The 14840-nt window shown below is 64.5% G+C and carries 13 protein-coding genes and 1 pseudogene; 3 read left to right on the forward strand and 11 right to left on the reverse strand.

Features of this window, described 5'->3' with window-relative positions; genetic code table 11:
- Positions 1-126 precede the first annotated feature (126 nt).
- The 5 genes and pseudogenes from purH to AAFX91_RS12570 form a co-directional block, all read right to left on the reverse strand.
- On the reverse strand, positions 127-1719 hold the full coding sequence (gene purH / locus AAFX91_RS12550) for a bifunctional phosphoribosylaminoimidazolecarboxamide formyltransferase/IMP cyclohydrolase (RefSeq protein ID WP_130581460.1): 1593 nt from the start codon (positions 1717-1719) through the stop codon (positions 127-129).
- A 194-nt stretch (positions 1720-1913) separates the two neighbouring features.
- Positions 1914-2228 (reverse strand): HigA family addiction module antitoxin, encoded by a 315-nt coding sequence (locus AAFX91_RS12555; protein ID WP_130581461.1) that lies wholly within the window; start codon positions 2226-2228, stop codon positions 1914-1916.
- Between the two features lie 45 nt (positions 2229-2273).
- Positions 2274-2550: pseudogene (locus AAFX91_RS12560) on the reverse strand (type II toxin-antitoxin system RelE/ParE family toxin).
- 64 nt (positions 2551-2614) lie between these two features.
- Positions 2615-4369 carry a heparinase II/III family protein gene (locus tag AAFX91_RS12565; protein WP_394566672.1) on the reverse strand — a complete coding sequence of 585 codons (1755 nt, stop codon included), beginning with the start codon at positions 4367-4369 and terminating at the stop codon, positions 2615-2617.
- A gap of 190 nt (positions 4370-4559) precedes the next feature.
- Positions 4560-5906, reverse strand: coding sequence for an RsmB/NOP family class I SAM-dependent RNA methyltransferase (locus AAFX91_RS12570; RefSeq protein ID WP_130581463.1), 1347 nt, complete (start codon positions 5904-5906; stop codon positions 4560-4562).
- A 186-nt stretch (positions 5907-6092) separates the two neighbouring features.
- Between AAFX91_RS12570 and AAFX91_RS12575 the strand changes: the two genes are divergently transcribed.
- Both AAFX91_RS12575 and AAFX91_RS12580 read left to right on the forward strand, forming a co-directional pair.
- A complete protein-coding gene (locus AAFX91_RS12575; RefSeq protein ID WP_130581464.1) occupies positions 6093-6290 on the forward strand; it encodes a DUF1674 domain-containing protein in 198 nt (65 codons plus the stop codon).
- Between the two features lie 253 nt (positions 6291-6543).
- Positions 6544-7140, forward strand: a complete 597-nt coding sequence (locus tag AAFX91_RS12580; RefSeq protein WP_207234565.1) for a thermonuclease family protein — start codon at positions 6544-6546, stop codon at positions 7138-7140.
- A 155-nt stretch (positions 7141-7295) separates the two neighbouring features.
- Here the strand turns inward: AAFX91_RS12580 and AAFX91_RS12585 are convergent, their stop codons facing one another.
- The 3 genes from AAFX91_RS12585 to acs form a co-directional block, all read right to left on the reverse strand.
- The gene (locus AAFX91_RS12585) at positions 7296-7826 is read right to left on the reverse strand and encodes a L,D-transpeptidase (protein WP_130581466.1); all 531 of its coding nucleotides are present in this window, start codon (positions 7824-7826) and stop codon (positions 7296-7298) included.
- Positions 7827-8119: 293 nt separating this feature from the next.
- Positions 8120-8512, reverse strand: coding sequence for a Kazal-type serine protease inhibitor family protein (locus AAFX91_RS12590; protein WP_394566673.1), 393 nt, complete (start codon positions 8510-8512; stop codon positions 8120-8122).
- 21 nt (positions 8513-8533) lie between these two features.
- Positions 8534-10486: an acetate--CoA ligase gene (acs, locus tag AAFX91_RS12595; RefSeq protein ID WP_394566674.1), complete on the reverse strand. Its 1953-nt coding sequence runs from the start codon at positions 10484-10486 to the stop codon at positions 8534-8536.
- Between the two features lie 372 nt (positions 10487-10858).
- Here acs and AAFX91_RS12600 point away from each other — a divergent pair, with 372 nt between their 5' ends.
- The gene (locus AAFX91_RS12600) at positions 10859-12007 is read left to right on the forward strand and encodes a DNA topoisomerase IB (RefSeq protein WP_130581469.1); all 1149 of its coding nucleotides are present in this window, start codon (positions 10859-10861) and stop codon (positions 12005-12007) included.
- Positions 12008-12115: 108 nt separating this feature from the next.
- On the opposite strand, the gene AAFX91_RS12605 is transcribed toward AAFX91_RS12600, so the two are convergent.
- The 3 genes from AAFX91_RS12605 to tsaD all read right to left on the reverse strand — a co-directional run bounded on the left by AAFX91_RS12605 (position 12116) and on the right by tsaD (position 14784).
- Positions 12116-12529, reverse strand: a complete 414-nt coding sequence (locus AAFX91_RS12605; protein ID WP_130581470.1) for an EVE domain-containing protein — start codon at positions 12527-12529, stop codon at positions 12116-12118.
- Positions 12530-12531: 2 nt separating this feature from the next.
- On the reverse strand, positions 12532-13512 hold the full coding sequence (locus AAFX91_RS12610; protein ID WP_394566676.1) for an NAD(P)H-dependent glycerol-3-phosphate dehydrogenase: 981 nt from the start codon (positions 13510-13512) through the stop codon (positions 12532-12534).
- A gap of 198 nt (positions 13513-13710) precedes the next feature.
- Entirely contained in the window at positions 13711-14784 is a 1074-nt protein-coding gene (tsaD, locus tag AAFX91_RS12615) for a tRNA (adenosine(37)-N6)-threonylcarbamoyltransferase complex transferase subunit TsaD (protein WP_282531010.1), read from the reverse strand.
- Positions 14785-14840 lie beyond the last annotated feature (56 nt).

Here is a 14840-nt window from a genome sequence, read left to right on the forward strand (position 1 = left end):
GCGATCCGATCACCTCAAAAGCTCTTGTGCCACGGGGGCCGTCCACATATGGGTCCCGGGTCAAGCCCGGGACGACAGCGTGTGGCGTGGATGCAGCGCTGCGTAATCCGGGCTACGCGTATCGGCTCAATGTCGGAAATGCCTGACGCCGGTGAAGACCATAGCGATGCCGTGCTCGTCGGCGGCCTTGATCACTTCGTCGTCGCGCATGGAGCCGCCGGGCTGGATCACCGCGGTTGCGCCGGCCTCGATGCAGGCGAGCATGCCGTCGGCGAACGGGAAGAAGGCATCCGAGGCGACGACCGAGCCCTTGGTCAGCGGCTCGGCGAGCTTCAACTCGGCGGCGGCATCCTGCGCCTTGCGCGCGGCGATGCGGGCGGAATCGACGCGGCTCATCTGGCCGGCGCCGATGCCCACAGTGGCGAGATCCTTGGCGTAGATGATGGTGTTCGACTTCACGTGCTTTGCAACGCGGAAGGCGAATTGGAGATCGCGCAGCTCGGCATCCGACGGCGCGCGTTTGGTCACCACCTTTAGCGCCATGTCGTCGACCACGGCATTGTCGCGGCTCTGCACCAAAAGCCCGCCAGCGACGGTCTTGGCGGTGAGGCCTACCGCGCGCGGGTCGGGCAAGCCGCCGGCGAGCAGAAGACGGAGATTCTTCTTCGCCGCAACGATCTTGATCGCTTCATCGGTCGCGTCGGGCGCGATGATCACCTCGGTGAAGATCTCGGTGATCGCGCGCGCGGCCTCGGCGTCGAGCGTGCGGTTGACGGCCACGATGCCACCATAGGCTGAGGTGGAATCGCAAGCCAACGCCTTGCGATATGCGCTGACGAGATCGGCGCCTTCGGCGACGCCGCACGGATTGGCATGCTTGACGATAACGCAGGCGGCGGTGCGCTTGGCATCGAACTCGCCGATGCATTCATAGGCCGCGTCGGTGTCGTTGATATTGTTGTAGGACAGTTCCTTGCCCTGCACCTGCCGCGCTGTGGCAACGCCGGGACGTTTCTCCGGCGTTGCGTAGAATGCGGCGCTCTGGTGCGGGTTCTCGCCATAGCGCAGCTTCTGGATCAGTTTTCCGCCGAAGGCGCGGAAATCCGGCGCCTTGGTCTTGAGCTCTTTCGCGAACCAGTTCGAGATCGCCGCGTCATAGGCTGCGGTGCGCGCATAGGCCTTCGCGGCGAGGCGGCGGCGAAGCGCGAGCGTGGTCGCGCCCTTGTTGGCGGCGAGCTCGTCGAGCACCGCTTGATAGTCCTGCGCCTCGACGATCACGGCGACGTCGTCGTGATTCTTCGCCGCGGCGCGGATCATCGCGGGACCGCCGATGTCGATATTCTCGATGCACTCCTCAAAGCCGGCGCCCTTCTCGACGGTGGCCTCGAACGGATAGAGATTGACGACAAGCAGATCGATCGGCGCGATACCGTGGGCCTGCATTGCCGCCGCGTGCTCCTTGTTGTCGCGGATCGCAAGCAGGCCGCCATGCACCTTGGGATGCAAGGTCTTGACCCGGCCGTCCATCATCTCAGGGAAGCCGGTCAGCTCGGATACGTCTTTCACTTTCAGCCCGGCCGCGGCGATCGCCTTGGCCGTGCCGCCGGTGGAGACCAGCTCCACGCCGTGGCTCGCCAGCGCCGTAGCGAACTCGATCAATCCGGTCTTGTCGGAAACGGAAAGGAGCGCGCGGGTCACGCGGCGAAGCTGTTCGGTCATGTCGGGAATCCCTGGCTGTTAGAGCGTTTTCGAGCGAAGTGGGTACCGGTTCGCGTGAAGAAAACGCGTCAAAACAAGAATCTAGACCAGCCGGGTAGCATGGTTTTGCGGTCCATGAAACCGCTCGCCGGCCCATGCGGTAAAATTTGACCCAGGAGCAACGAGCAAGCCCCAAGATGGTGCCATTCGCCCCGTCAGGCGGCTCTTGCCTTGATGGTCGGAATGTGACGGACGTCCTCGGTCCGCTCTGCATGCCAGGTGTCGTAGGCGGCTTGCATCCGGGTCCAGATGCCTGCTCCGTCGCCGAAAAGCTTGCCGAGCCGCACCGCGATAGCCGGCGAGACCGGTTTCCTTTCCTGCAGAATGTCATAGAGGTGCTGCCGCGAAATCCCGAGCAGGCCAGCGATCTCAGCCTTGGTCCGACCGGTCGCCGGGATGATGTCATCGCGGAGCAGAGCACCGGGATGGGTGGGACAGCGCGTCTTGCTGCGCTTTGCGACATAGACCATGTTCGATCTCATTTCTTGTTTGGGCAGGATTTTTTCGGATCATGCCTAGTGATACTGCTCGAAATCAACGCGGTGGGCATCGCCATCTTCGAATTCGAACGTGATGCACCAGGGGCCATTGACGTGGACCGTGTCGCTTCGGATTGAAGCCGTGCAGCGTATGAAAGTCGAAGCCCGGAACGTTCATTTCCTCGGGCCGAACGGCCACGTCGAGGCGATCAAGCCTCGCGAGAATGCGCTTGTGCATCTTCGCGTCGATTTTTGAGCTCTTGCCCTTGGCCCAAAGCTCCGACAGAGCCTTGCTCTTGAAGGTCTTGATCACGAGTTCATGTAAGCAATTGGCTTACATCGGTCAAGCAGTATGGCACATGCCGCGCTGGATTCATCTACAACGGCAGTTCCGGCTCGCGGCGGGCGTTGCGGCGGGCATTGGTCTGGGCTGCCGAAGTGCTCGAGCGGACGAAACTCCAGCGGATGGTGGAGACCTGTCTTGCATCCTGCCGGATCACGATCTGAGAGGTGCGGCGCGGGCCGTCATTGCCGGCGAGGAACACGCTGTCCTCGAGATCGACCTTGTCGTCGACCGCCTCGAAGGTCCAGACGTCGCGGTTCGGCAGCACCAGCATGACGCCGCGGGCATCCGAAAGCCGGCTCGCCTTCACCGACGGGTGCAGGTGAAACCGTAACGCGTATTCGCTGTCATGACCCCGGATGCGGCCGCCTGATGGCGGCGACAGCGTGTCCTCGCCGTCGAGCCGCGAGCCGTCCTGCGCCGCGATCAGCACGCGGTGATGGATGACGCCGAAGCGCGAGAGATAGCCGTCATGCGAGGTCGTCAGGACATCGCCATTGCTGGTTGCCTCGCGATAGCTCTCGACATTGCTCGGGCCGCTGGTGATCGGCGCGCCCCTGAGCAGACGCTTCATCGCCGACATCTCGACGAACTGGCAGGATGAGGTGTCGTGATAGGTCAATGTCGAATGCGCCGCCGTCGAGCGCGCGAATGGCCGCCAATTGTCGCGACCGGTGGCCGGCATGCCGCAATTGACGACGATCCGGCTCGGTCCGGATGAAAGCTCGAACGACAGACATCCGGCATGGGCATCCTGGCTGACGCTCGGCGGTGGCGGCGGGCCGGTGTCGATGATCACGGTCATGTTGCCGGCATCGAGCCGCTGATAGCCGGTATGCGGCATGCTCGCCATCGGCGCGCCGTGGGCGTCGTCATAGGCCAAGAGCGTGGCGACGAGGTCGGACGGCGCGGTGCTCATGCCGTTGAACAGCGCGAAGCTGCCATCGCCATGGCGGAAGAAGCGCAGCATCGGCATCATGCGGTCGATGGCGTTGAGCAGCGCCGGCGGAGGGGCGATGTTGCGGGCGGCAAAGGTCTGGCGCAGCGGTAGCATATCGCTGAGCAGTTCCACCAGCGCGCCGGGATTGCGCGAGATGTGGCCGCCATCGGGCAGGATCTGCCGTTGCAATTCGTCGGACAGCCGTGGCGTCGCCGAGCGGACGTGGCGGGCCTGGTTGGCAAGGCAGAGCGAGGCGTAGCACAGCGCGATCAGGACCTGCAGCCGCGGCACCCCATCGGCGACATCGACCATGCCGTAGCGCAAATGGCGGATCTCGCGCCCCAGCCCGCGCAGATATTTCCGGTAGAATTTCCCGTCGGTATCGCTGAGCACCAGAGGCGCCTGGGACAACAGCGAGATGACGCGCCGCGCCCGCACGTCCGCGCGGCGCTCCAGCGGCCGCTTGCCGGACGCGTTCGACATCCAGTCGTCGATCAGGGAACGCGCATTGGCCCGGGTCAGCGCGGTATCGGCGACGCGCAGATGGCGCAGCCAGCCGAAGCCGAGCAGGGCCGCCTCCCAATCCTCCGATGGCGGTTCGAGGTCGAAGATCGAACGGCCGTGGCAGGTCACGATCTTGCCGGCGAACACGAAGCGGCCGGCATAGATTTCCGCGGCGCGCGTGGCATCCGCCGTGCGCAGGTCATGGGGGGCGATGATCAGGCGGTCGCTGCGGCCGGGCCACAATCGCGACAGCGCGACGGTTCCGCCGCTCGCGCGCGCGGCCACGCTGCGCGCGAAGCGGCCAGCGATCAGCGTCGAGATGCGTCTGCGTTGGGCGACGGACACGCCTAACCTTTGAGGGGAGAAGGGGTTCTGGCGAATCCTTTTAATCCGGAAACGCCGCCAAGACACCATCTTGAAACGCCGCGAATCAAGCGCAGCGCGATCCGGACAAGGGGGCACCGGTTTTCCTCGCGCCAACCGCAAGGCATTGGCGTGGAGATCGGGCTCCAACGAAGGTGAAAATCCAATGAAATCAGGATTTAACCAGCCGCGCAGCGTAGAATCCGTCCAATCCGCCGAGCCTCGCATCGGCATGGGGCAGATGGCAGGGCAGCGTGCGCAAGTCGCCGTCGGCGGTGAGAAGCTCGGAGAGGCCGGCGACCTCGCTTGGAGTGATCGGCACGCGGCGCAGCCCTGATTCGCTGCCCAGGAGCGCCGCGATGGGTTGCTCGCCCTCCTCAGGCTCCAGCGAACAGGTGCAATAGACCAGTGTTCCGCCTGACTTGAGCAGCGTGACCGCCTTTTGCAGCAGCCGTTTCTGCAGGGCGGCCAGCGTCGCGATCTCGGCCTCCTGCCGCAACCAGGCCACGTCGGGGTGGCGGCGGATGGTGCCGGTAGAGGTGCAGGGCGCGTCGAGCAGGATGCCGTCGAAGCCGTCACCGTCGCCCGGCCACTCGACGGCGTCGGCGACGATGCATTCTGCCGAAAGCGAAAGTCGCGCAAGGTTGTCGCGCAGCCGCGCCATCCGCGCCGGCGAGCGATCGACGGCAGTCACCTGCGCGCCGGCATAGGCGAGCTGCGCCGTCTTGCCGCCGGGCGCGGCGCAGAGATCGGCGATTCGCTTGCCTTTGATGTCGCCGAACAGCCGCGCCGGAAGTGCCGCGGCGGCGTCCTGCACCCACCATTGCCCTTCCGGAAAACCCGGCAGCATCGTCACCGAGCCGTGCAACAGCGTGCGCACGGTTCCCGTCGGCAGCATCTCACCGTGCAGTCGGCTCGCCCATTGCGCGGGGTCGGATTTCACGGTGAGGTCGAGCGAGGGTTCATTGGCGATGGCAAGCGCCATTTCGCGCGCGGTGGCTTCGCCGTAATGAGCGGCCCAGCGCGCAAACAACCAATGCGGGAGATCCAGCGTCTGGGTCCTGACCTCGTCGACCAGCGCATGGCCCTCGCGGGCGCAACGGCGCAGCACCGCATTGACGAGGCCCGCATATTTCGCGGCGCGCCGGTCCGACTGCACGAGCCGCACCGACAGATCGACCGCGGCATGATCGGGCACGTCCATCCAGAGGATCTGCGCGGCGCCGATCAGCAGCGCGCTCTGCGCGCGCGGCGCGTCGGTCGGGATGCCGCGGTCGAGCAGGCGCGACAGCAGATGGCCGAGGGTTCCGAGCCGGCGCAGGATCGTCGACACCAGTCGACGCATCAGCGCGCGATCGCGATCGGCAAGCGTCTTCAGGCCGGGATGGGCGCCAGTGCCATCAAGCTGGTCATCGAGCGTGCGATGCTTGTGCAGGACGCCGTCCAGAATGTCGGCTGCGATCCGTCGCGCCGCGAGGCCGGGCACTTCGATCGACGCTGCAAATCTTGAAGGGGGCATGGAGCGGGAATATCTCAGTCGGGAAAGCCGGATAGCGCCTCGGCTCATGCCATCTTGGGAGGAAGGGACAAAAGCTCTGGCATGCGAATATGCCAAATGTAAGAAGCGGTCTTCTGATTTCTTGATCGTGATGCCAAAGCTTTGCGGATATCCGCGATATAAAATCTGTTGCAGGAAGACCGTATCATGACTGACCATGCGCCACCGCCGGAACGCAAGCCGCTGACGCCAGCGGCGCAACGTGCGCTTGCCGAAGCCGAAGCGCGACGGAAGGCCGCGACAGCAAGCGCAACGCCGATGCAGAAGGAGGTTCAAGGACCAAAGGGACCGGAACCGACGCGCTACGGTGATTGGGAGAGCAAAGGCATCGCGTCGGATTTCTGACACGGCAGTTTCGTGTCACCTCACCCGGCTCGATCATGTTTGGGCATGATCTCCGCGCAAACGCTTCGCGTTTGTCGCGAGGGAAATCCGGATTTCACTTTTCCGGATCATGCCCCAGAGCGTTTTCAAGCGAAGCCTGTCCCGCACTTGATGCGGGATGGAAGCCGGTTCGCGTGAAGAAAACGCGTCAAAATAAGAATCTGGAGCTTCGGTTCTGATTCAATCACGACCGAATATGCTCTAGCGTGGGGCGATGCCTCCCGACGAGCGAATCAATCCATATCGGCGATCGTTTCGCCGCGCTCCATTTGGCCGTCGGTTCTCGGCTGCTTTGCCATGGGTGTTCGTGATCGGTATTGCGCTCGGCACCCTGCTTCCAATCCGGCAATGGGTGCCTTGGCAGCTTCCGCATTGGGGGAGTGGCCGCGTGCAGGATACCGATGCGATCTGGCAGCGCGGCGGCACTCCAGATGTCCGCCGCACTGTCGACGTCATCAGGACGATCGACGGCGACACGTTCGAGGCGCGCGTGCATCTGGAGCAGGGACGCGATCTCATGACCCATGTCCGCTTGCGCGGCATCGATGCGCCGGAGTTGAAGGCATCATGCCAGGACGAATTGGAAAGGGCCGAGGCCGCGACCGATGCCTTGCGCAATCTTCTCAGCCAGGGCGGCGTCGTGATCTACAACATCGGTCCCGACAAATATCAGGGGCGCGTCGTCGCCGACGTCGCGACCAGGCGTACCGACAACGTGTCGGCGGCACTGCTCGCGGCAGGCCATGCGCGCAGCTACAATGGCGGCCATCGCTTTGGCTGGTGCGCGAGAAGTCGGCGCTTCTGGCAATGAAAAAAGCCGTGCAACGGCGCGGCTCTTGTTCATTCGCGTGCTCGATCGGTTCAGCCCTGTAGCCCGGGTGGAGCGGAACGCATAGCCCGGGACATCTGCGTCAGCGTTTACGAGCGGTCCCGGGTTACGCTGCGCTTCACCCGGGCTACTGAAAATCAGTGCGTGACGACCACGGTGGCGCCGACGGGGACGCGGGAGTAGAGGTCGGTGATGTCATCGTTCAGCATGCGAATGCAGCCGTAGGAGACGAAGCCGCCGACTGAGCCCGGCACGTTGGTGCCGTGGATCGCATATTCGCCGCCGGCGAGCGTCATCGCCGCAACGCCCATCGGATTACGCGGCGAGCCGCCGGGAATCACGTCGGGCATGGAGGGCTTGTCCCGCTTGACTTCGGCGGGCGGCGACCAGGCCGGGTAGCGGTATTTGCCGTCGATCTGCGTGGTGCCGGCCCACTGCTTGCCGGCCTTGCCGACGCCGACCGGATAACGCATGGCGTGACCGTAATCGAGAATGAGATAGAGGCGCCGCTCGCCGGTCCTCACCACGATCGTGCCCGGAGAATAATGATCGTCGTGCATATCAACCATTTCCGGCCGTGCTTCGGCCGCCGTCGGCATCAATGCGCCCAGCCCGAATACGCCCAGCCCAAGGGTGGCAGCCACGGCCACCGTGCTCCTCATCGACATGAAGCTCTCCACTTCCAGCCGCCCAATTCAGTGCCCTGAGATGTCAGGGGCTCTCAAATCTCGCGCCGGCCGGCGAAATACCGGCTCGCCGCTCGCACCAGGCATTCTCGACCGCGTTTGTTAACCGGCTATTTTTTGTGTCGGGCGCGGGACGGCTCGCGATGGGTCGAAGAAAAGAAAAGTCGAAAATAAAGTAAATGACCCGGAAACAACGCCCGGCGGCAACCGTGCGGCCATGGCGGCAGAATGCCTGACGGTCGCGTGAGAAGATGTCGATCGTGGTTGCGCGGCGGCTACTTGCTCGACTTCTTCTTCTTGGCCGCCGGCGGCTTCTCCGGCTTCGGCTCCGCGGCGCCCGGCGCTTTCTTGCAAGGACCGGCATAGTCGACCGCGACCTTGACGTGCCGCGCCTCGCACTCGTTCGGATAGGTCTTGCCGTTGCAGCCGCAAACCGGCCGGTGAATCCGGATGCAGAAAGCCGGGGCCTTCTCGCAGGTGCCTTTGGCTTCCTCGACGCCGCATTGTCCGGCGTCCTTGCGGCAGAACAGTGCCGAGTTGCACGTGATCTTCTCCGGCCTCCCGCAGGCTTCGTCGAGATTCGCCGCGCGCAAGCTCGGCACGCCGACCATGAGGCCAACCGCGGCAATCAGCGCCGCGGCGGCAAGACGACCAAAATGCAACCCCATGAACTTCCCCCTGCCGCGGTCTTAAACCGCGGCGCCCTTCTTGTTCTGCCGGTTCTTGACGAGATCATCAACCACGGCGGGATCGGCCAGCGTCGAGGTGTCGCCGAGGCTTGACGGTTCGTCCTCGGCGATCTTGCGCAGGATGCGGCGCATGATCTTGCCGGAGCGCGTCTTGGGCAGGCCCGGTGCGAACTGGATCAAGTCGGGCGAGGCGATCGGACCGATGTCCTTGCGCACCCAGGCAACCAGCTCCGTGCGCAACTCCTCGCTCGGCTCGGTGCCTGCCATCAGCGTGACATAGGCGTAGATGCCCTGACCCTTGATGTCATGGGGATAGCCGACCACGGCGGCTTCCGACACTGCCGCATGCGCCACCAGCGAGCTCTCGACCTCGGCGGTGCCCATGCGGTGGCCGGAGACGTTGATGACGTCGTCGACGCGGCCGGTGATCCAGTAAAAGCCGTCGGCGTCGCGCCGGCAGCCGTCGCCGGTGAAGTACTTGCCCTTATAGGTCGAGAAATAGGTCTGCTCGAAACGGGCGTGGTCGCCATAGACGGTGCGCATCTGGCCGGGCCAGGATTTGATCAGGCAGAGATTGCCGGTCGCCTCGCCCTCCAGCACCTTGCCGTCGGCATCGACGATGTCAGGCACCACGCCGAAGAACGGCCGCGTCGCCGAGCCCGGCTTCAGCTTGGTGGCGCCGGGCAGCGGGGTGATCAGGATGCCGCCGGTCTCGGTCTGCCACCAGGTGTCGACGATCGGGCACCGGCTGTCGCCGACCACGCGATAGTACCATTCCCAGGCTTCCGGATTGATGGGCTCGCCGACCGAGCCGAGCAGCTTCAGGCTCTTGCGCGACGTCTTCTTGACCGGCTCGTCACCACCCTGCATCAGCGCGCGGATCGCGGTCGGCGCGGTGTAGAAGATGTTGACCTTGTGCTTGTCGACGACGTTCCAGAAGCGGGAATTGTCCGGATAGTTCGGCACGCCTTCGAACATCAGCGTGGTCGCGCCGTTGGCGAGCGGACCATAGAGGATGTAGGTGTGGCCGGTGACCCAGCCGACGTCGGCGGTGCACCAGTAGATGTCGCCGTCGTGATAATCGAACACGTATTGATGCGTCATCGACGCGAACACGAGATAGCCGCCGGAGGTGTGCAGCACGCCCTTGGGCTGGCCGGTCGAGCCTGACGTATAGAGGATGAACAGCGGATCTTCGGCGTGCATCGGCTCGCACGGGCAGTCCGTCGTCACCATCTCGGCCGCCTCGTGGTACCAGAAGTCGCGGGTCGGATTCATGTCGACGGCAGCGCCGGTGTGCTTGACCACGACGACCCAGTCGACGCCCTCGGTCTTGGAAAGCGCCGCATCGACATTGGCCTTCAGCGGCACCTTCCTTCCGCCGCGCAATCCTTCGTCGGCGGTGATGACGATCTTGGATTTGCAGTCGTTGATGCGCTGGGCGAGGCTGTCGGGCGAGAAGCCCGCGAACACCACCGAATGAATGGCGCCGATCCGCGCGCAGGCCAGCATCGCATAGGCGGCCTCGGGGATCATCGGCAAATAGATGGTGACGCGGTCGCCCTTTGCGACGTTGCGGTTGCGCAGGATGTTGGCCATCCGGCAGACTTCGTCGTGCAGCTCGCGATAGGTGATGTGCTTCGACTTCGAGGGATCGTCGCCCTCCCAAATGATCGCGGTCTGGTCGCCGCGGGTCTCGAGATGGCGGTCGATGCAGTTCCAGGCGACGTTGAGCACGCCGTCCTCGAACCATTTGATCGAGATGTTGCCGGGCGCGAAGGAGACGTTCTCGACCTTGGTGTACGGCTTGATCCAGTCGATGCGCTTGCCGTGCTCGGCCCAGAAGCCGTTGGGGTCGGAAACCGAGCGCGCATACATCTCCCGGTACTTGGCGTCGTCGACATAGGCGCGCTTGGCCCAATCGGCTGAGACGTCATAGATCTTCTCGGACATCATTCCCTCCACTCGACATCCGGCCCGCGTGATCCCGGTGTTGCGGGCCGTCTTGATCGTTACGGTGATTATGCGTCGCCGGACAATGCCCGGACAAGCGCTGGCGACTTGGACCTTGGTCGGCTCTCCTGCCGAAGCCTTGGTTCCAGTTGAACGGAGCGATCAAAATCACGTTTTGAGCGAAGTCAAAATCAACGTTATCGCGCGAATGGCACCCATGAGCGGTAATTAGAAACCGTTAATGACTGATTCGCGACTCGCAAAAGGTAAAGGAACCCCCTAAATGGCGTTTCCGGGGCCAGACGGCCCTCCGGAACCAAGCCATAAAAATCGGCATTACCGATAAACAGTGGAGCCAAGGCGTCAACGGTCATGACGGATCAGCAGAATTTTGTGGCTACGCGGCCCGTTTCCGCCGATCCAACCCTGCCCCTGGCAAAAGCGCTAGGCCAATGGCCGCGCAAGCTGCCCACCCCCAAGCAGAAGATCACCGTCAAGACCTCGGTGAGGGAGCTGGCCGAGGAACTGGGCCTGAAGCTCGGCGACCAGGCCCTGCTCACCATCCGCCGTGTCAAGCGCGGCAAGAGCTATTCCTTTGTTCGCGCCAACGGCTCGCACATCCGCGATACCCGTACCATCCGCCGCCTGCACGCGATGGCAGTGCCGCCGGCCTATCGCGAGGTGCGCTATTCCCACGATCCCAGCTCGCATTTGCAGGCGATTGGGCGCGACGCCGCCGGACGGCTGCAATACCGGTATCACGCCGACTGGGAGAAGGTGCGCGAGCATCGCAAGGCGCATCGGCTGGCAAAGCTGGTGGGGGCGCTGCCGAAGATCCGGCGCAACGTCTCGAAATACCTGTCCGACGACGAGCCGACGCGCGAATTCGCGCTGTCGGCGGTGATCGAATTGATCGCGCGCACGGCGATCCGCCCGGGCAACGAATCCTATGCGCGGCTGAACGGCACTCGCGGCGCCACCACGCTCTTGAAGTCGAACGTCACGCTCGAAGACGACTGCGTGGTGCTGACCTTCAAGGCCAAGGGCGGCAAGGCCGTGCGCAAGGAATGCGACGCGGCCAAGCTGGTGCGCGCGATCGGCATCCTGCGTAGCGTGCCGGGCAAGCGCATGTTCCAGTACCGCGACAGGTCCGGCACCGTGCGCGCGGCGTCGACGACGGCGGTGAATGCGTTCCTGCGCGAGATCGCCGGCATCAAGATTTCGCTGAAGGATTTTCGCACGCTGATGGCTTCTGCGGTGGTGCTGGAATCGCTGTCGCGGATCACGCCGGCATCCAGCGCCCGCGGCCGCAAGAAGCAGGTGCTGGAAGCGGTGCGTGCCGCCGCCGACGAACTCTCCAATACGCCCGCGATCTGCCGCAAGAGCTATGTCCACGACACCATCGTCACCGCCTTCGAGGACGGCATCCTGGAGCGATTTGCCGCGACCATGAAGGGCTACCGCACGCAAGCCAAGCGCGAGCAGCTATTGGCGCAGGTGGTGACCGCGGCGGCGGTTTGAAGATTTTGTAGGGTGGGCAAAGCGAAGCGAGCCCACCATCCGCACTCCGCAAGAATTGGTGGGCACGCTTCGCTTTGCCCACCCTACGGAGTTACGCGGCGGCGCTTGTCACAGCCCGCCCATCTTGCAGACGATCTTCCACTCATCCGCGGTAACGGGCTGAACCGACAGGCGCGAATATTTGACCAGCGCCATATCGGCGAGCTTTGTCTCGGCCTTGATCGCTCCGATCGTCACCGGCGTCTTCAGGGGCTTGTCGGCCTTGATGTCGACGCAGACGAATTTGCCGGTTTTGTCGGTCGGGTCGGGATAGGCCTCCTTGATGATCTCGGCGATGCCGACGATCTCCTTGCCCTCGTTGGAGTGATAGAAGAAGGCCTTGTCGCCTTTCTTCATGTTCACGAGATTCTGGCGCGCGGTGAAGTTGCGCACGCCGGTCCAGGCTTCGCCCTTGGCGCCCTTCGCCACCTGCTGCTCCCAGGACCAGCTCGACGGTTCGGATTTCACCAGCCAGTACGCCATCGTCATCCCTCCGCCTTGAACGGCCGCGTCAAGAGGCCCTCGATCGCAGCATCGATCGTCAATTGCTTGGTAAGGATCGCTGCGACCGCATTTGATACCGGCATCTCGATGTCTTGCGAAGCCGCAAGCTCGATCAGCACCGGCGCTGTGAATTCGCCTTCGGTGAGCTTGCCCGTCGCCGGCCGTTCGCCGCGGCCAAGCGCAATGCCGAGTGCGAAATTACGCGACTGCGGGCTGGAGCAGCTCAGGATCAGGTCGCCGAGGCCGGACAGTCCCACCAAGGTTTCGGCGCGGGCGCCGCAGGCGCGGCCGAGCCGCGCCAGTTCGGTGAAGCCGCGCGTGGTCAACGCGGCAAGCGCCGACGCTCCGAGCTCGCGGCCAGCCACGATGCCCGCCGCGATCGCCAGCACGTTCTTGGCGGCACCGCCGATTTCGACGCCGCGGACGTCGGTCGTGTGATAGGGCCGGAAGGTCGGCGATCCCAGCGCCTGCACCAGCAAGCTCGCCAGCGCTTCATCTCTCGTCGCCAGCGTCACCGCTGTTGGAAGTCCGCGCGCGACATCGTCGGCGAAGCTTGGTCCCGACAATATCGCCGGCGTCGCGTCGGGCGCGGCTTCCGCAATCACGTCGGTCATGAATTTGTGGGTGCCGCGCTCGATGCCCTTGGCGCAGGCGATCACAGGGGTCGCCTTCGCAAGTTGCGGCGCCAGATGCATGACGGCCGCCCGCAGATGCTGCGCGGGGGTGGCGACCAGGATGAGATCGGCGCGGGCAGTCGCGGCGATGTCGGCGGTTACCTTGACGCTGGCATCGAGAAGCACGCCGGGCAGTCTTGGATTGGCGCGCGTCGCCTGGATCTGCGCAGCGTGCGCCGCGTCGCGCGCATAGAGCGTGACATCGCGACCGGCGCGTGCTGCGACAGCCGCGAGCGCCGTGCCCCAGGCGCCTGCGCCGATCACGCCAACGGATTGATGCGCCGGCATCAGGCAGACTCATCTGAACTCCCTCTCCCCGCTCTTGCGGGGAGAGGGTTGGGGTGAGGGGCTGCTCTCCGCGAATCCGCAAAGTGAGGTGTGCGCGGAGGCTCCCCCTCACTTGGATTTGCGCTACGCGCAAATCCGACCTCTCCCCGCAAGCGAGGCGAGGTGGCACGGCGTCTGCGGCGTGATCCTTCAAACATCTCAGAATCCCGCGCGGGTGTTGGCGTAGCCCGCGGGCGCCTTGGCGTTGGCGTCGAGCAGCCAGCGGGCGCGCGGCGGCGCGTCCATCGTGTCGGTGAGGCCGAGCGCCATCCGCTCGGCGCCGGCCCACGCGATCATCGCGCCATTGTCGGTGCAGAGCGCGGGCGGCGGAATGATCAGCGTCGTCTGTGCACTGGCGGCGACATCCTGCAGCGCGCCGCGGATCGCATGATTGGCGGCGACGCCGCCGGCCGCGACCAGCGCGCGCGGCGGACCGAATTGCTCATGGAACAATCTCAACCCGACACTCAGCCGGTCCGCAGTCGATTCCAGCACCGCGGCCTGAAAACCGGCGCAGAGATCGCTGACATCCTGCGGCTCCAGCGGCGCCAATCGGCTCGCTTCGTTGCGCACGGCGGTCTTCAGGCCTGACAGTGAGAAATTGGCGTCGGCGCGGCCGAGCATTGGCCGCGGAAACGCAAAGCGCGTGGCGTCGCCGCCTTCGGCCGCGCGCTCCACCTCCGGCCCGCCCGGATAGGGCAGCGACAGCATCTTTGCGACCTTGTCGAAGGCCTCGCCCATGGCGTCATCGACGGTGGTGCCGAGCCGCACATACTGGCCGACGCCGACCACGGCGACGATCTGGGTATGGCCGCCGGAGGCCAGGAACAGGCAATAGGGAAACGCTAACGCACAAGTGAGCCGCGGCGTCAGCGCATGCGCCTCCAGATGGTTCACCGCGATCAGCGGCGTCTCGTGCACCATCGCGATCGCCTTTGCCGTGGTGAGGCCGACGATGACGCCGCCGATCAGGCCGGGGCCTGCGGCCGCAGCGACGGCGGACAATTGCGCATAGCCGATATCAGCCTCTTTCATGGCGCGATCGACGATGCCATCGAGCAGGTCGACATGGGCGCGCGCGGCGATCTCCGGCACCACGCCGCCGAAGCGTGCGTGCTCTTCTGTCTGCGAGCGCACGATGTTGGACAGGATGCGTCCGCTGCCGTCGCTCTGGCGCTCGACCACAGCGGCTGCAGTTTCATCGCAGGTGGTCTCTATACCCAACACCAGCATCGGCGTGTCATTACCCAATCTCGGTCCTTGTGCTATTCGCTTGCCATCATCCGTCC

The organism is Bradyrhizobium sp. 31Argb (assembly GCF_043638955.1).
GTDB lineage: Bacteria > Pseudomonadota > Alphaproteobacteria > Rhizobiales > Xanthobacteraceae > Bradyrhizobium.